Here is a 15,436-nt window from a genome sequence, read left to right as displayed (position 1 = left end):
CGGGTCACTTTCAGCCGCCTGGGACGCCGTGAGGACGTTCGACCTGCCCCGTCGGGTCAGTTTCGGGCGCCAAGGTGCCGCGCGCGACTCGGCAAACCACTTCGCACGCAGCTCGCGGGTCGCCGCCATGACGAACGGGTGGAGAAGGCCACCCATGACGGTGGCGTTCTCCACCCGTTGGCCCCACCACGTTGGCCGGCGCTCACCACCCCGGCGCTCAGGCCGGCGGGGTCCCCGCAGCCTCGGGGCCGCCCGCCGCAGGTGACCCCCACAGCGACAGCGCGCGCTTCTCCGCCCGCGCCACCCGGCCACCGCCGACCAGCGCCAGCACGAACGCCACCATCGCCGCACCGCACGGCACGAGGAAGGCCCGCGACGCACCCAGCGCCTCGACCGCCGTCCCGCCGGCGAAGGACCCCAGCGACACCCCGATCAGCAGCCCCGTCATGACGATCGTCATGCCCTCGTTGATCTGCGACGGCGGCACGAGGCGTTGTGCCAGCATCGTCGCGGTGATCAGGGTGGGGGCGATGGCGCCGCCCGCGATCAGCACGACCACCGCGAAGGTCCACACGTGGTCGACCATCAGCACCGGCAGCAGCAGCACGAACATCGCGGCCGTGCCCCAGCGGAGGCGCCTGGCGATGGCCCCGGTGACGGGCAGGGCGCCATACACGAGGGACCCGATCAGCGAGCCGCCGGCGAACATGCCGAGCGCCACCCCGCCGAAAGACTTGGCGTCGTGCGCCTCCGCGAACGCCAGCGCCACGATGTCCATCGATCCGAAGATCGCGCCGGTGAGGGCCAGCGTGACGGCGAGCAGCAGCAGGCCCGGGGCCCGCCAGGCGCGTCCGGCGTGGTGCTCGTGCACCGCGTGGATCGGCGGCTCGGTGGAGGTCTGGACCGTGAGGCCGACCACGCCGACGGCATACAGCACGAGCGCGACGAGCAGCCCGGCCTCGGGGAAGGCCAGGGTGGCGAGCGCGCCCCCGAGCGCGGGGCCGAGCATGAAGCAGGACTCCTCGGCGACCTGCTCGAACGAGTTGGCGGTGTGCAGCGCGCGGGCGTCGCCGCCGAGCAGGTGCGCCCACCGGGCTCGGACTAGGGTGCCGACCTGTGGCATCACGGCGTTGCCGAGGTTGGCGAGGACCAGCAGCCAGACGGGTGCGCCGAGCCAGGTGGCCACGAGGAGTATGCCGAGCGCCCCGACCGACACGAGGCCGAGGGGCAGGGCGACCCGCCGCTGGCCGTGGCGGTCGATGAGGCGCCCGATGGACGGCCCGGCGAGGGCCATGCCGACCAGGCCGACCGAGGAGATGGCGCCGGCGAGGCCGTAGGACCCGCGGCGCGAGGAGAGCATGGCGATGATGCTGACGCCCATCATGGCCGCGCCGAAGCGGGCGAGGTAGGCGGACAGCATGAAGCGGCGCGCCCCGGGGATCCGGAAGAGGATCCCGTAGGCGGAGGTGAACGACGACAGAGGGCTACCCGATCCCGAGGTGGCGGAGGAGGGCGGCAGCGGCGGCGCCCAGGATGACGACAACGATGAAGGGTAGCCGCATCCACAGGGCCACCGCTGCCACCGCGAGCGCGCCCAGGCGGGCGTCGAGGACGATCGCCCGGCCGGTGACGACGGTGTTGGCGGCGACGAGGGCCGCGAGCAGCCCGACGGTCATGGTCGAGGCGATGCGGGCCACGAGGGGGTGCTCGAGGTGGTGGCTCGGCACGAGATAGCCCGACAGCTTGGTGAGGTAGCAGACGAGGGCGGCGAGCAGGACGGCGGCGGTGAGGGTCACGCGGCCTCCCCCTCGTCGCTCGCGTCGACGGCCCGTCGGGTCACCAGGGCGATGATCAGCGCGACGGCCGCGGCGAGGATGATCGGCAGCCCCGAGGGCAGGGCGGGTGTCGCGAGGACGGTGGCGAGCGCGCAGACGACCGCGACCGCCCGCCCGTCCCGGCGTCGCAGGCGTGGCCACAGCAGCCCGAGGAAGCCCGCCACCGCGGCCCCGTCCAGCCCGTAGGTCCCCGGGTCGCCGATCGCGTCGCCGAGCAGCGCGCCGGCCAGCGTGAAGGCGTTCCACAGGACGTAGGTTCCGAGCCCGGCGGCCCAGAACCCGCGCCGCGTCTCGTCGGGGTCGCCCTCCTGGGCGACGGCCGTGGCGGTGGACTCGTCGATCGTGACGTGCGCCTGGAGGGGGCGCAGCGCCCACGGGGGCTTGAGCAGGGCATTCATCTGTATGCCGTACAGCGCGTTGCGGACACCGAGCAGGGCGGCGGTCGACAGCGCCGTCACGGTCGAGCCACCCGCACCGACCACCCCGATGAACCCGAACTGCGACCCGCCGGTGAACATCAGCAGCGACAGCGCGCACGTCTGCCAGATGCTCAGGCCCGCGCCGACGCCCAGCGCGCCGAAGGACAGGCCGTAGAGCCCGGTCGCGGCGGCGATGGACAGCCCCATGCGCACGGCGGGGGTCATCGTGGGCATGGCGGCACCCTCGCACAGCGGCACCGGCCTGGTCCCTCGGCGACCGTGTCGTGGGATGACACGGACGGCCGTTGACCTTAGTGTCAAGGAGGTTGACAGCCCTGGGCCCCGAACGGCCCATCCGCGGATCGGAGAGGTGCCATGACGGACGCCGACGAGACGTCCTTCGCGAGCCGGTTGCGACGTGCTCGGCTCGAGGCCGGGCTTTCTCAGGGCGAGCTGGCCGGGCAGGACCTCTCCATCAGCTATGTGTCCCACCTCGAGGCGGGTCGTCGCGAGCCGACGCCACGGCTCACCTCGCTGTTCGAGCGGCGGCTGGAGCTGCCCCGTGGCTACCTGGCGGGGGAGTCCTGGGGGCAGGGGCGCGACGAGGAGGTGCCCGAGGTGTCCACGGCAGATCTGGCAGCCCTCGCGTCACGGGTGGGGCGGATGCGGTCCGGCTCGTCGACGGAGGACCTCGCGGCCGAGGCCCGCCGCGCCGCGGAGCTGGCGCTGGGCCACGACCGGCCCGAGATGTGGTGGGCCATGACGATCGTCGAGGTCAGGGCCCTGATGCACATCGGTGACTACACGGCGGCGGCGGACGCGGCCACGGCCCTCACGGCCCACCCCTGGGTGCAGTCGCAGCCCGCGCTCGCGGCCGAGGCGCACACGCTGGCCAGCAAGACGAGCCGGCGGGCGGTCGACCGCACCTCGGCGACCCACCACGCGCACCGGGCGCTCGAGGCCAGCGCCGACGTCGGGGACCCCGCCCTGCGCGCCGAGGCCGTCATCGCGGCGCTGGCCACGCAGGCCCTGCCCGGCGACGGCCTGCTCGTCGAGCTCGAGACGCTGCACCACCGGCTCGCCGGCACCCACCTCGGTGGGCTCGTCGCCTGGACCATCGGCACGCACGCCTTCGAGAGCGGCGACGTGCGGGACGGGCTGCGGTGGCACAAGGTCGCCGCGACCGAGGTCAACCCCGACGTCGACCACCGCGACTGGGCGCGCTTCGTGGGCGCGACGTGCTGGATGCGGGTGAGCCGCCGCGTGGACGACGACGTGCCCGAGCTGATCACCCTGGCCCGCCAGCACCTGACCTGGCTGGGCTGCACCGACGAGCTCGCCGACCTCGCGCGCACCGAGGCGCAGTGGCACGAGCAGCACGACCGGCACGAGGACGCGCGCCGGGTGCTCGACGACGCGCTGCGGCTCCCGGGGCTGGCCGGGCTCGCGCGGGGGCGGCTGCGGCTCGACCGGGCGCGGACCCTGCGCAGCGCCGGCGACCAGGAGGAGGTGGCGCTCGAGGCCCTGTCCGCGGCGCGCGACCTGACCCTGGCGGGCGACGCCGAGGGGGCCCGGGTGGCCTGGCAGCTCTACGACGAGGTGTCGACGACCTGAGCGCCGCGCCCGCCACGGCGTAGGGTCGAGGATCATGCGAGGCGAGTACAAGGTCCCAGGCGGCAAGCTGGTCGCGGTCGAGCTCGAGACCGTCGACGGGAGGATCAGCGAGGCCCACGTCTCCGGGGACTTCTTCCTCGAGCCCGACGAGGCCCTCGAGGACATCAACGCCGCCCTGGTGGGGCTCCCCGCCGACGCCAGGGCGGACGACGTCGCCGCGTCGATCGCGTCGCGGCTCCCCGACGACGCCCAGCTCATCGGCTTCTCGCCCGAGGCGGTCGGCATCGCGGTCCGACGCGCGCTGGGTCACGCCTCCCGCTGGGAGGACCACACCTTCGACCTCATCGCGCCCGTGACGCTGGACCCGCGCATGCACGTCGCGCTCGACGAGGTGCTGGCGGGCGAGGTGGCTCGCGGCGAGGCCGGGCCGAGCCTGCGCTTCTGGGACTGGGACCGGCCGCTGGTCGTCATGGGCAGCTTCCAGTCCTACCGCAACGAGATCGACGAGGAGGGCCGCCGACGGCACGGGATCGACGTCGTGCGGCGGATCACGGGCGGCGGCGCGATGTTCATGGAGCCGGGCAGCTGCATCACCTACTCCCTCGTCGTGCCGGCCTCGCTCGTCGAGGGGCTGAGCTTCCAGCGCTCCTACGAGTTCCTCGACGACTGGGTGATGGGCGCGCTGGCCGAGCTCGGCATCCGGGCACGCTACGTGCCGATCAACGACATCGCCTCCGACCAGGGCAAGATCGCGGGCGCCGCGCAGCGCCGGCTCGCCGGAGGGGTCGTGCTGCACCACGTGACGATGGCCTACGACATCGACGCCGACAAGATGCTCGAGGTGCTGCGCATCGGTCGGGAGAAGATGTCGGACAAGGGGACTCGCTCCGCCAACAAGCGCGTCGACCCGATGCGTTCGCAGACCGGGCTGCCGCGGGAGCAGATCATCGACTCCTTCCTGCGCTCCTTCGAGAGCCGGTATGCCGTGACGCGCCGGACCTACACGCAGACCGAGCTGGACGCGGCCGCGACGCTCGTGGAGACCAAGTTCAGCACGCCGGCGTGGACGCACCGGATCCCCTGACCGGGGTCGACGCCACGACGTCACGTCGGGGCAGTACCGTGCGACCTATGCGTCTCATCCTCGTCCGCCACGGGCAGACCACGTCCAACGTCGACGGCCTGCTGGACACGGCGCGCCCCGGGGCGGACCTCACCGACCGTGGGCGCGAGCAGGCGGAGGCCGTCGTCCCCGCGCTCGCCGACGAGCCCGTCGACGCCATCTATGTCTCCAGCCTCGTGCGCACCCACCAGACCGCGGCCCCGCTGGCGGCCGCGCGGGGGATCACGCCGATCCAGCTCGACGACCTGCGCGAGATCAGCGCCGGCGACGTCGAGATGCGCGGCGACCGCGAGGCGGTCCGGACCTATCTCGAGGTCCTCTACTCCTGGGCGCGCGGCGACCTCGACGCCGGGATGCCCGGTGCCGAGTCGGGTCACGAGGTCCTCGGCCGGTTCGACGCGGCGGTGGAGGAGGTGGCGGACTCCGGCGCCGAGTGCCCCGTCGTGGTCAGCCACGGGGCGGTGCTGCGGCTGTGGACCGCGATGCGCTGCGCCAACCTGACGGGCGAGTTCCTGGCCGACCGGCTCATCAGCAACACCGGCGTGATCGTGCTCGAGGGCGGGCCCGACCTCGGGTGGACCTGCCTGACCTGGGAGGGCGACCCGGCCGGGGGCGAGCAGCCCGGCGACGAGGCCAACGACGGCCCCACGGCGTGACCGGTGCGGGAGCGCCGCGCCGGAACGCACGCCTGCGGCGGGGCGTCATACGAGGTATGACGACCACCACCCGCCCTGCCGCCGCTGCCGTCGGCACGGCGCTGCTCGCGCTCGTCCTCACCGCCTGCGGCGCCGACACGGGCTCGCCGCCGGCGACGAGCGGCCCCACCAGCCGGTCGACCTCGACCAGCGCCACCACCAGCGCGACAGCGACCACCAGTGCACCGACCACCAGCCCGGGAGGCACCATGACCTCGCCCCTCGTCCCCACGACCGACGTCTCCGACAACGGCAAGCCCACCGCGACGCTCACCGTCACCGGCGCCGTCACCGAGGGCGTCGAGCCCCGCTGCCTCGTCCTGACCGACCAGGCCACCGGTGAGACCTACCAGCCGATGGGCGGCGGTCTCAAGGTCGGTGACCGGGTCACCGTCGAGGGGCACGAGGCCAAGGGCGTCATGACGACCTGCATGCAGGGCAAGCCCCTGCGGATCACCCGGGTGGTCAGCCGCGAGGGCTGAGCGCGCACCGGCCACCAGACGCAGACGATCCCGCCGCCCGAGGAGGGCGACGGGATCGTCTGCGTGCAGGATCCGCGTGCAGGATCCGCTCGGTCAGCCGCCGGAGACGGCGCTCGCGAGCTTCTCGAGGGACTCCTCGAGGTCGTGCTGCGGGACCAGCGGGAAGTGGATCTTCTGCAGGAGCTGCTTGTCGGTGACCTTGCTCCAGTCGTAGGTCAGCGTCACGAGGGTGCTGTCCTGGCCCTGGGGCTCGAGCTCCCACATCCACTCCCAGCCCTTGGGCTCGGTGCCGGCGGGGGCGGTCTGCCAGGCCACGAGCTTGTTGTCGAGGTAGCCCGTGACGTGGTTGTCGGTCTGGTAGTCGCCGCCCATGTGGTCGCCGTGCATGTTCATCGTGAACACCTGGCCGGTGGCGGTGATGCGGTCGGTCTTGGAGTCGCTGCGGACGAAGCCCGAGCCGTCGAGCTCGGCGTGCCGCGACGGCAGCGTCAGGACCTCGAAGATGTCCTTGGCCGGCGCGTCGATGGTCCGCTGGACGGTGATCTTCTTGTCGTCAGTCATGCGGTCCCCTTACCCACGGGATGGTCGACATACGCCAGGTGTCGCGAGTCCGGCGCCCAGCCGTTGACGTTGGTGGCGCCCTGCCCGCCGAAGATGTCGGCGAGGACGTGCACGGGCAGCGCGGGGGTGCCGACGCGGGGGTCGGCGAGGTCGAGGAGCCGCATCTGGGCCGGCAGGTTGGGGGGGTGCTGCTCCACCCCGGGCTCGTAGGCGAGATAGGCCAGCCAGCGACCGTCCGGCGACGGGTGCGGGAACCAGCTGACCCGCTCGTCGTGGGTGAGCTGTTCGAGGTCGGTGCCGTCGGGGCGGACGCGATAGACCTGGGAGTGGCCGGGTCGCGTGGCGCGCAGCTCGCTGTTGAACCACACCCGGTCGTCGTGGCCCTCGCCGGGCCCGCCGGGACCGAGCTCGGTGCCGTCGCAGGCCGTGGTGTCGGTGAGCAGGGTCAGCTCGCCCGAGTCGAGGTCCAGCAGCCCGACATTGGTCCGTATGACGTCCCCGCTGCCCAGCCGGCCGCTCAGCACGGTCAGCCCGAGCACCCGCCCGTCCCGGCTCTGCCCGTGCAGGTAGTAGCGCAGCGGCTCGGAGCCCGGGTCGGGGGTGAGCCGCTGCGGCTCCCCGCCCTGCCGGGGCACGCGATAGACGTGGCCGTCCGCGGTGAGCAGGTGGTGGCGGCCGTCGGGGGAGACGAGATGGTCGTTGTTGGCGTTGCGGATCGAGCCCGTGTCGACCTCGGCGAGCGGGCCGTCGGGGCGCAACGACCGGGTCAGCGGCAGCACGTGCAGGCGCCCGGCGGCGTTGACGACCAGGTGCCGCCCGTCCGGCGCGAAGCTCGGCGCCTCCAGCACGAGCTCGTCGCTCTCGAGCAGGACGCGACGGGTGTCGTCGACGACGTCGTGCAGCCACACGACGCTGCGCTGACCCGGCAGGAGCGGACGGCCGAAAGGTGGAACGAACCCCACTGAAGACCCCCTAAGATTGACAGAAGGTGACGAGTTGGACACGGAATGATCACGCCGCGCCCGAGCGCCTTCCGTGGCCCCCGGGCGGCAGGACAATCGACCTGTCACACCCGTCACTGTGACACCACACGACCGCTGTCCGCACAGGATGGACGAGCGGTCCCGAGGGACTCCGGGGGGTCAACGGCATGCACCAGCTGACCGATGCAGAGCGAATGCGTCGTCGTCGCCGTCGTCGCGTGACGGCCTTCGTGACCTTCCCCGCCGTGCTGATCGCCACCGCCGGCGTGGGCAGCGCCGCCGGCATGGGCTGGCTCGACGCCCCCCAGCGGGACACCTGCCAGCCGACCGTGGTGCCGGCACCCGCCCGAGCGTCCTTCGCGACCAACGTCCTCAACGCGTCGGGCAAGCCCGGCGTGGCCGGCCCGGTCCACGCCGAGCTCGGCAAGCGCGGCTTCAAGGTCGGTCGGCTGGGCAACGACACCGAGCTGCGCGCGGTGACCCCGGAGGGCGAGATCCGCTACGGGCGCAAGGGATACGACCAGGCGCTGCTCATCCAGCAGCAGGTGCCGGGGGCCCGCATGGTCGAGCTGCCCGAGCGCTTCGACACCGTCGTGGACGTCGTGATCGGCACGGACTTCCGCGGGCTGGCCCCGCGTCCGCCGCGTCCGCCGGCCCGCCCCGGCCAGTTCACGCTCAACGTCTACAACACGACCTACTACGAGAACCTCGCCACCAACACCATGAACGACATGGTGAGGCGCGGGTTCAAGCAGGGCGGCGTCTCCGCCGACCCGCAGAAGTCCTGGGTCACCGAGGTCGCGGTCATCCGCTACGGCGAGAACGGCGACCTCAACGCCAAGCTCGTGCAGGAGCACGTGCCCGGCAGCACCCTGCTGCGCGACGACCGCAAGGACGCCTCGGTCGACCTGCTGCTCGGCATGAAGTGGAAGGGCCTGACCCCGCAGGACCAGGTCCCTGCGATCCCGCCGGAGCCGCCGAAGGTCGTGCCCACGGTCTCCCGCCCCTGCGCGAGCTGAGGTCAGCGGCTGCTGAGGTCAGCGGCCCTGGTCGCTGCGGTCGCGGACGAGCCTCGTCGCGACGACCACGGCGGCCGCGAGCACGACGGCGAGGAGCACGTGCAGGTCGGTGACCTGCGCCTGCCAGCCCTGGACGCGTGACTGCCACGCGAGCTGCGTGCCGCTGTCCGTGAGCGCCGGCAGCAGCGTCGTCCCGTCGCTGAGGACGAAGGTCAGGCCGATCAGCACGAAGACGCCGCCCGCCAGCAGGCTCGTCGTGTGCGTGCGCAGCGGCCCCAGCGTGACGGGGCGGCCCCGCAGCCAGCGCTGGTCGCGCAGCCCCGCCCGGTCCCACAGCAGCGCGAGGACGGCCAGGGGGATCGTCATACCGGCGGCATAGGTGGCCATGAGCAGGGCGCCGTATGCCGGGGAACCGCCCGCCATCGAGATGGTGAGGATGGACCCGAGCAGGGGACCGGAGCAGAACCCCGACAGGCCGTAGAGCGCGCCGAGCGCCAGGACCGACACGGTGGAGCCGGCCGGCCCCAGGCGCAGGCGACCCCTGGCGCGCTGGGCCGCCCCGAGCTCGAAGCCGCCGCCCGCCGCCACGAGCAGGCCGAGGGCGATGACGACGAGGCCACCGACGCGGGTGGCGGTCGTGCGGTGGACGGTGAGCAGGCTGCCCACCGCGCCGACACCAGCCCCGAGGGGTGCGAGGACGAGCACCAACCCGAGGTAGAACGCGAGGACGCGGCGCAGCAGCACCACCGGACGCTCGAACGCGAGGGCGAAGAAGGACGGGAGCAGCAGCGCCGAGCAGGGGCTGACCAGGGACAGCAGCCCGCCCAGGAGGGCGCCCAGCAGTCCGATGCCGGTCACGGGTGAGGCTCAGCCCTGCTGGGCGGCGGCCGCGGCCTGGTCGATCACCTGGGTGAAGACCTCTGCGGGCTGCGCCCCCACCACGGGTGTGCCGTTGATCACGAAGACCGGCGTGCTCGTCGCGCCCAGCTGGCGGGCGACCTGGGTCTCGCGGCCCACCGCCTCCTCGACGGCGGAGGACGTCATGGCCTTCTGGAAGGCAGCGAGGTCGCGCACCCCCGCCGTCCTGGCGAAGCCGAGGAGCCTGTCGTCGGTGAGGTCAGGGTGACCTGAGGTGGGCGAGGCCGCGAACAGCGCGTGGTGGAACTGCCAGAACCTGCCCTGCGCGCCCGCGGCCCGCGCGGCCTGGGCCGCCCGCTGCGACTTGTCGCCGAAGATCACGAGGTCGTGCCACTCGATGCGCAGCACGCCGGCGTCGACGTACTTCTTGACCAGCTCGGGCTGGGTCTCCAGGGCGAACTTCGCGCAGAAGGGGCACGCGTAGTCGGCGTACTCGATCATCACGACCGGGGCGTCGACCTTGCCCAGGGCGAGCGGGTCGCCGGGGATGCGGCGGGCCGTGTCGGTGACCTTGCCCTGGGTGGTGGGGGAGGACGGCGTCGCCGGCCGAGAGCCGGCCTGCTGCGTGGCGCCCGGCTGGGCCGGGGCCGCTGCCTGCTGGGCCGGGGGACGCAGGAGCAGCATGCCGATGATGACGACGGCGACGACGAGCAGGACCGACAGGACGACGACCTCACGGCTGCGCGTGGCGGAGCGGCGCGGCGGGCTGGACTGGCTGGTCAAGAGGGCCTCCCGGGTGGCACAGATCCTCCACAGGATAGGCGGCGGCGCTCTGGGGGCTGCGGCGCCCCTCCTGCGGCGTCCCCGCGAGGCAGCGTGGCGTCCGTCATACCGGCCTGTCGGTCCTCGCTGCTAGCGTCCGCGATGAGACCGAGCCAGACCGACGACGCCGTCAGCCAAGGAGCGACATGCGCAGCGCCAAGGACTTCTTCGCCCCCCTCGCCGTGGGGGCGCCCGCACCCCTGCGGGAGGTGCCCGCGCGACCCTCGCGGGCGATCCACTTCTTCGACCCGAGCAACGCCAAGATGGCCGCCAAGATCCCCGCGATGGTGGGGCAGGTCGACGTCCTGCTCGGCAACCTCGAGGACGCGGTCAAGGCCGACAACAAGGAGGCCGCGCGCCAGGGCCTGGTGGACATCGGCAAGGCGACGGACTTCGGGCCGACCCAGCTGTGGACGCGCCTCAACGCCCTCGACTCGCCATGGTTCCTGGACGACATCACCACCCTCGTGGCCGAGATCGGCGACAGGCTCGACGTCGTCATGATCCCCAAGGTGCAGGGCGCCGAGGACATCCACTACGTCGACCGGCTGCTCGCCCAGCTCGAGGCCAAGGCCGGGCTGCAGCGCCCGATCCTCGTCCACGCGATCCTCGAGACCGCGCGCGGCATGGCCAACGTCGAGGAGATCTGCGGCGCCTCCCCGCGCATGCAGGGCATCTCCCTCGGCCCCGCCGACCTCGCCGCCGACCGCCGCATGAAGACGACGCGCGTCGGTGGCGGCCACCCCGGCTACCTCGTCCGGCAGGACCCGCCACGCGGCGCCGACGGCACCTCGCAGGTCGACGCCGACCGCAGCACCTACCAGCAGGACCTGTGGCACTACACGATCGCGCGCATGGTCGACGCCTGCGCGATGCACGGGATCTACGCCTACTACGGGCCGTTCGGCGACATCACCGACGTCGTCGCCTGCGAGGACCAGTTCCGCAACGCGTTCCTGCTCGGCTGCGTCGGCACCTGGACGCTGCACCCCAAGCAGATCGAGATCGCGCGGCGCGTGTTCAGCCCGTCGGTCGAGGACATCGCCCACGCCTACAAGGTCAAGGAGGCCATGGGCGACGGCACGGGCGCGGTCATGGTCGACGGCAAGATGGAGGACGACGCGTCCCTCAAGCAGTGCCTGGTCATGGTCGAGCTCGCCGAGCAGCTCGCGGCGATAGACCCCGACCTCAAGAGCGCGTACGACGAAGCCCGCGCCGCGTCCGTCGGCGGACCCGACCAGCAGGAGAAGTGAGATCCCATGGCTGACACCGTCTTCCGCCCCCGCCGGTCCGTGCTCTACATGCCCTCCTCCAACGCGCGGGCGCTGGACAAGGCCAAGACCCTGCCGTGCGACGCGCTGATCCTCGACCTGGAGGACGCCGTCGCTCCCGACGCCAAGGAGGCTGCGCGCGAGGCCGCGTGTGCCGCGGCACGCTCGGGGGAGTACGCCCGCCGCGAGCTGACCATCCGCATCAACGGCATCGGCATGCCCTGGCACGAGGATGACCTGCGCGCCGCCGCTGCTGCTGGGCCCGACGCGATCGTCGTGCCCAAGGTCGGCTCCGCCGACGAGGTCCGCACGCTCGTGGCGGCGATGGAGGACGCCGGGGCACCCGACCGCACCACGTTGTGGGCCATGGTCGAGACCCCGGGGGCCATGCTGCGCGTCGAGGAGATCGCCTCGGCGTCCGACCGGCTCAGCGTGCTCGTCATGGGCACCAACGACCTGGTCAAGGAGCTGTATGCCGAGCACGTGCCCGGACGCCAGCCGCTGCTGGCCGGTCTCGGGCTCGCGCTGCTCGGTGCACGCGCCGCGGGCAAGGCGATCCTCGACGGCGTCTACAACGACGTCAAGGACACCGAGGGCTTCCTCGCGGAGTGCGCGCAGGGTCGTCAGCTGGGCTTCGACGGCAAGACGCTCATCCACCCCGGTCAGGTCGCCGGCGCCAACGAGGCCTTCGCCCCGTCGTCGCAGGCGGTCGAGGACGCCCGCGGCATCCTGCAGGCGTGGGAGGACGGCCAAGGCTCCGGCGTCGTGACCTACAACGGCAGGATGATCGAGAACCTCCACGTCGAGTCCGCCCAGCGCGTGCTCACCATGCACGAGGCGATCACCGCCCTGGAGGCTGAGGCCTCCTAGATCCCGGCGCACCTCGGACCCCGCCGTCCCCCAACGGCCAGGCCTATGCTCGACGGGTGTCGTCCCCCGTCCTCGCGACGAAGCTGTTCGTGCCGGCGCGGCGCCCGAGGCTGGTCCCGCGCCCACGGCTGGCAGCGCGGCTGGACGGCTCTCTCGAGGGCGGTCATCGCCTGACGCTGGTGTCCGCGCCGGCGGGTTTCGGCAAGTCGAGCCTGCTCGCGGACTGGGCGGCGCAGCTGGCGCGGCGGGAGCCGCCGGTCCGGGTCGGGTGGATGAGCCTTGGCGACGAGGACGACGATCTCGCCGCCTTCCTCGCTCTGCTGGCGGCCTCGCTGGCGGGCCTGGACATCCAGGTCGACGGTTCGGCCCTGGGGCGGCACCGTGACGCGACGGCGGCGGCATCCGCCGTGATCGATGCCGTGGTCCGTGCCGACGCCCTCAGGCCGGGCGCCGTGCGGGTGCTGGTGATGGATGACGTCCACCTCGTGCGCGCCCCCGAGGTGCACCAGGCGGTCGCCTTCCTCGTGGACCACCTGCCCGCGGGGCTGCACCTGGTCCTCTCGACCCGCTCCGACCCGCCTCTCGCCCTGGCGCGGCTGCGCGCACGCGGCGAGCTCATCGAGCTGCGTGCGGCCGATCTCCGCTTCACCCGGGCCGAGGCGGAGGACTTCCTGGTCGCGGCGATGGGGCTGACCCTGGACGCCCACGACGTGGATGCCCTCGAGGGCCGGACGGAGGGCTGGATCGCCGGTCTGCAGCTGGTGTCCCTGGCCCTGGGTGGCCGGTCGGGTGGTGGCCAGGCCCACGACTTCGTCCGTGACTTCGCGGGCAGCCACCGCTTCGTCCTCGACTACCTCACCGACGAGGTGCTCGACCGTCAGCCCGCCCCGGTGCGGGAGTTCCTGCTGCGCACGGCAGTCCTGGACCGGCTGTGCGGCCCCGCGTGCGACGCACTCACGGGCCGGACCGACGGCACCGCGATGCTCGAACGGGTCTGGGCCGACAACCTGTTCCTCGTCTCCCTCGACGACGATCGCTCGTGGTACCGCTACCACCACCTGTTCGCCGACGTTCTACGCGCACGACTGAGCGCCCAGGAGCCTGACCTGGTGGCGGACCTGCACCGGCTGGCCAGCCGATGGTTCGCCGCCAACGGATACCTCGTGGAGGCCGTGGGGCAGGCGTTGGCGGGCTCGGACGACGAGCGCGCCGCCTACCTGGTCGAGGACGCCGTTCCCCTGCTGCGACGGAGCCGCCAGGACAGCCTCCTGCTCGGCTGGATCCGGGCTCTCCCACGGGCCCGCGTTCGCGTCAGCCCCGTCCTCTCTCTGGTCTGCGCGTGGTCGTTGATGCTGGAGGGCGACCTCGAGGGCGCCGACGCCCGGCTGGACGACGCTGACGCCGTCCTGGCTGCAGGACGAGCAGACGCATCCCTGGCGGCCGGGTGGGCCCCGACCGACGACCTGCGCTCGGCGCCCGCGACGGTGTCGGTGTATCGCGCTGCGCTCGCCCAGGCTCGCGGCGACCTGGTCGGGGCGGCCTATCACGCGCGCGGCGCCCTCGCCCTCGCCCTGCCCGACGACCACCTCACGCGCGGCGCTGCCACCGGCCTGCTGGCCCTGGCGGCCTGGGCCGCAGGGGAGATGGACGAGGCGCTGTCGACATACGGGCTCGCCCTCGACTGCCTGCGCAGGGCCGGCAACGTGGTGGACGTGCTGGACGGCGGGGTCGTGCTCGCCGACCTGCGGGTGGCGGCGGGTCACCCGGCCAGAGCGCGGAGGGTGTGCGAGGAGAGCTTGCGCGAGGCGCCCCTGCGGGGCGGCCCGCACGCCCGGTCCGTCTCCGACCTTCACGTGGCCCTGGCCGAGCTCGACCACCGCCGTGGTGCCCGTCCGGAGGCGCTGGATCACCTGGAGGTGGCTCGCGAGCTGCGCGAGCGGGCGTCGATCACCGAGAACCGCCACCGGTGGTTCGTGGTGATGGCGCAGGTGCTGGCCGCCGACGGCGACCACGAGACCGCGCTGTCGCAGCTCGACCAGGCGGAGGGGCTCTATCGGCGGGGTTTCTACCCCGAGCTGCGACCCATCCCTGCCATGAGAGCCCGGATCCGGATCGCCTCCGGCGACCTGTCCGGGGCCCAGGCCTGGGCGGACGAGACGGGCGTGCGGGTCACGGACGAGTGCTCCTACCTGGCGTCGTACGAGCAGCTGACGGTGGTCCGGCTCCAGCTGGCCCGCTGCGCGCCGACCCGTCGGACAGGGCGACCGCAGACGCCGTCCTTGCCCTGCTGGACCGCTGCGAGCACACGCTTCCCGCAGGCAGCCGGGCCGAGATCCTGGTGCTGCGGTCCCTGACCCACCTCGCGCTGGGCGACCTCCCGCACGCCGCGTCCGCCTTCGGCCGGGCCTGGAGCGAGGCGCCCGAGACCGGCAGCGACGTCCGGGTGTTCCTGGACGAGGGCGCCCCCATGTCGAGGCTGCTGGAGCACGTCGCTGCTGGTGGGGCCGGACAGGGGGCGGGGACGGTGGCGCGGGAGGCGGCTCGCGGCCTGCTCGACCGACTGCATCGGGGGAACACGTCGGGGGACGGGTCGGGCCTGGTCAGCCCGTTGAGCAGCCGGGAGCGGGACGTGCTGCGGCTCCTCGACTCCGAGCTGACCGGGCCGGAGATCGCCCGCGAGCTGTTCATCACCGTCAACACCCTGCGCACGCACACCAAGCACATCTTCGCCAAGCTCGGGGTGAGCACGCGAGCCCGGGCCGTGCGCCGGTCGCGCGAGGACGACCTGCTGGGTGACCGTCACCGCTGACCCCACCGGCCAGGGGTCACCACGATGATCACCTCGTGTGGTGACGCCAGGGTCACGTCCCGCTCCTAGGTTCAG

Annotated in this window: 16 protein-coding genes; 9 read left to right on the top strand and 7 right to left on the bottom strand. The window is 72.9% G+C overall.

Annotated elements, in window-relative coordinates:
• Positions 1-217: 217 nt before the first annotated feature.
• Genes B2P18_RS17355 through B2P18_RS17345 form a run of 3 tightly spaced genes read right to left on the bottom strand, consistent with a single transcriptional unit; the run spans position 218 to position 2,479 of the window.
• On the bottom strand, positions 218-1,543 hold the full coding sequence (locus B2P18_RS17355) for an MFS transporter (protein ID WP_239264280.1): 1,326 nt from the start codon (positions 1,541-1,543) through the stop codon (positions 218-220).
• Positions 1,485-1,796 carry an AzlD domain-containing protein gene (locus B2P18_RS17350; protein WP_029211544.1) on the bottom strand — a complete coding sequence of 104 codons (312 nt, stop codon included), beginning with the start codon at positions 1,794-1,796 and terminating at the stop codon, positions 1,485-1,487. Before B2P18_RS17350 ends, B2P18_RS17355 begins: the two co-directional genes overlap by 59 nt.
• A complete protein-coding gene (locus B2P18_RS17345; RefSeq protein WP_029211543.1) occupies positions 1,793-2,479 on the bottom strand; it encodes an AzlC family ABC transporter permease in 687 nt (228 codons plus the stop codon). The genes B2P18_RS17350 and B2P18_RS17345 overlap by 4 nt, the downstream gene beginning before the upstream one ends.
• 150 nt (positions 2,480-2,629) lie before the next feature.
• Between B2P18_RS17345 and B2P18_RS17340 the strand changes: the two genes are divergently transcribed.
• From B2P18_RS17340 to B2P18_RS17325, 4 genes are read left to right on the top strand one after another with little or no spacing between them, the layout of a single operon-like run.
• A complete protein-coding gene (locus B2P18_RS17340) occupies positions 2,630-3,868 on the top strand; it encodes a helix-turn-helix domain-containing protein (protein ID WP_029211542.1) in 1,239 nt (412 codons plus the stop codon).
• 34 nt (positions 3,869-3,902) lie between these two features.
• Entirely contained in the window at positions 3,903-4,952 is a 1,050-nt protein-coding gene (locus B2P18_RS17335) for a lipoyl protein ligase domain-containing protein (protein WP_286961716.1), read from the top strand.
• A gap of 47 nt (positions 4,953-4,999) precedes the next feature.
• Positions 5,000-5,647: a histidine phosphatase family protein gene (locus B2P18_RS17330; protein ID WP_029211540.1), complete on the top strand. Its 648-nt coding sequence runs from the start codon at positions 5,000-5,002 to the stop codon at positions 5,645-5,647.
• Positions 5,648-5,703: 56 nt separating this feature from the next.
• Positions 5,704-6,168, top strand: a complete 465-nt coding sequence (locus tag B2P18_RS17325) for a hypothetical protein (RefSeq protein WP_286961715.1) — start codon at positions 5,704-5,706, stop codon at positions 6,166-6,168.
• A gap of 93 nt (positions 6,169-6,261) precedes the next feature.
• Here B2P18_RS17325 and B2P18_RS17320 read toward each other — a convergent pair whose 3' ends face one another.
• Both B2P18_RS17320 and B2P18_RS17315 read right to left on the bottom strand, forming a co-directional pair.
• Positions 6,262-6,729 carry an SRPBCC family protein gene (locus B2P18_RS17320; protein WP_286961714.1) on the bottom strand — a complete coding sequence of 156 codons (468 nt, stop codon included), beginning with the start codon at positions 6,727-6,729 and terminating at the stop codon, positions 6,262-6,264.
• A complete protein-coding gene (locus tag B2P18_RS17315; protein WP_286961713.1) occupies positions 6,726-7,637 on the bottom strand; it encodes a TolB family protein in 912 nt (303 codons plus the stop codon). The genes B2P18_RS17320 and B2P18_RS17315 overlap by 4 nt, the downstream gene beginning before the upstream one ends.
• A 242-nt stretch (positions 7,638-7,879) precedes the next feature.
• Between B2P18_RS17315 and B2P18_RS17310 the strand changes: the two genes are divergently transcribed.
• Positions 7,880-8,731, top strand: coding sequence for a LytR C-terminal domain-containing protein (locus B2P18_RS17310; protein WP_286961712.1), 852 nt, complete (start codon positions 7,880-7,882; stop codon positions 8,729-8,731).
• 18 nt (positions 8,732-8,749) lie between these two features.
• On the opposite strand, the gene B2P18_RS17305 is transcribed toward B2P18_RS17310, so the two are convergent.
• Both B2P18_RS17305 and B2P18_RS17300 read right to left on the bottom strand, forming a co-directional pair.
• Positions 8,750-9,589: a cytochrome c biogenesis CcdA family protein gene (locus tag B2P18_RS17305; RefSeq protein ID WP_029211536.1), complete on the bottom strand. Its 840-nt coding sequence runs from the start codon at positions 9,587-9,589 to the stop codon at positions 8,750-8,752.
• Positions 9,590-9,598: 9 nt separating this feature from the next.
• Positions 9,599-10,372 (bottom strand): DsbA family protein, encoded by a 774-nt coding sequence (locus B2P18_RS17300; protein WP_029211535.1) that lies wholly within the window; start codon positions 10,370-10,372, stop codon positions 9,599-9,601.
• A gap of 185 nt (positions 10,373-10,557) precedes the next feature.
• Here B2P18_RS17300 and B2P18_RS17295 point away from each other — a divergent pair, with 185 nt between their 5' ends.
• From B2P18_RS17295 to B2P18_RS17280, 4 genes are read left to right on the top strand one after another with little or no spacing between them, the layout of a single operon-like run.
• Entirely contained in the window at positions 10,558-11,664 is a 1,107-nt protein-coding gene (locus B2P18_RS17295; RefSeq protein WP_286958513.1) for an HpcH/HpaI aldolase/citrate lyase family protein, read from the top strand.
• Between the two features lie 6 nt (positions 11,665-11,670).
• Positions 11,671-12,552: an HpcH/HpaI aldolase/citrate lyase family protein gene (locus B2P18_RS17290; RefSeq protein ID WP_029211533.1), complete on the top strand. Its 882-nt coding sequence runs from the start codon at positions 11,671-11,673 to the stop codon at positions 12,550-12,552.
• A gap of 56 nt (positions 12,553-12,608) precedes the next feature.
• Complete coding sequence (locus B2P18_RS17285) at positions 12,609-14,906, top strand: helix-turn-helix transcriptional regulator (protein ID WP_286961711.1); 2,298 nt, start codon at positions 12,609-12,611, stop codon at positions 14,904-14,906.
• Positions 14,891-15,361, top strand: coding sequence for a helix-turn-helix transcriptional regulator (locus B2P18_RS17280; RefSeq protein WP_286961710.1), 471 nt, complete (start codon positions 14,891-14,893; stop codon positions 15,359-15,361). Before B2P18_RS17285 ends, B2P18_RS17280 begins: the two co-directional genes overlap by 16 nt.
• The last annotated feature ends 75 nt before the right edge of the window (positions 15,362-15,436 follow it).

Origin of the sequence: Arsenicicoccus sp. UBA2120 (genome assembly GCF_002330965.1) — a bacterium.
In the GTDB taxonomy this organism is placed as follows: Bacteria; Actinomycetota; Actinomycetes; order Actinomycetales; family Dermatophilaceae; genus Arsenicicoccus; species Arsenicicoccus bolidensis.
This window is presented reverse-complemented; position numbering and strand designations above follow the sequence as displayed.

What these genes read in the sequence shown, in the direction of transcription:
- B2P18_RS17345 (WP_029211543.1), bottom strand. Translation starts at nt 2,479, where the DNA reads ATGACCCCCGCCGTGCGCATGGGGCTGTCCATCGCCGCCGCGACCGGG.
- B2P18_RS17340 (WP_029211542.1), top strand. Translation starts at nt 2,630, where the DNA reads ATGACGGACGCCGACGAGACGTCCTTCGCGAGCCGGTTGCGACGTGCT.
- B2P18_RS17335 (WP_286961716.1), top strand. Translation starts at nt 3,903, where the DNA reads ATGCGAGGCGAGTACAAGGTCCCAGGCGGCAAGCTGGTCGCGGTCGAG.
- B2P18_RS17330 (WP_029211540.1), top strand. Translation starts at nt 5,000, where the DNA reads ATGCGTCTCATCCTCGTCCGCCACGGGCAGACCACGTCCAACGTCGAC.
- B2P18_RS17325 (WP_286961715.1), top strand. Translation starts at nt 5,704, where the DNA reads ATGACGACCACCACCCGCCCTGCCGCCGCTGCCGTCGGCACGGCGCTG.
- B2P18_RS17320 (WP_286961714.1), bottom strand. Translation starts at nt 6,729, where the DNA reads ATGACTGACGACAAGAAGATCACCGTCCAGCGGACCATCGACGCGCCG.
- B2P18_RS17310 (WP_286961712.1), top strand. Translation starts at nt 7,880, where the DNA reads ATGCACCAGCTGACCGATGCAGAGCGAATGCGTCGTCGTCGCCGTCGT.
- B2P18_RS17295 (WP_286958513.1), top strand. Translation starts at nt 10,558, where the DNA reads ATGCGCAGCGCCAAGGACTTCTTCGCCCCCCTCGCCGTGGGGGCGCCC.
- B2P18_RS17290 (WP_029211533.1), top strand. Translation starts at nt 11,671, where the DNA reads ATGGCTGACACCGTCTTCCGCCCCCGCCGGTCCGTGCTCTACATGCCC.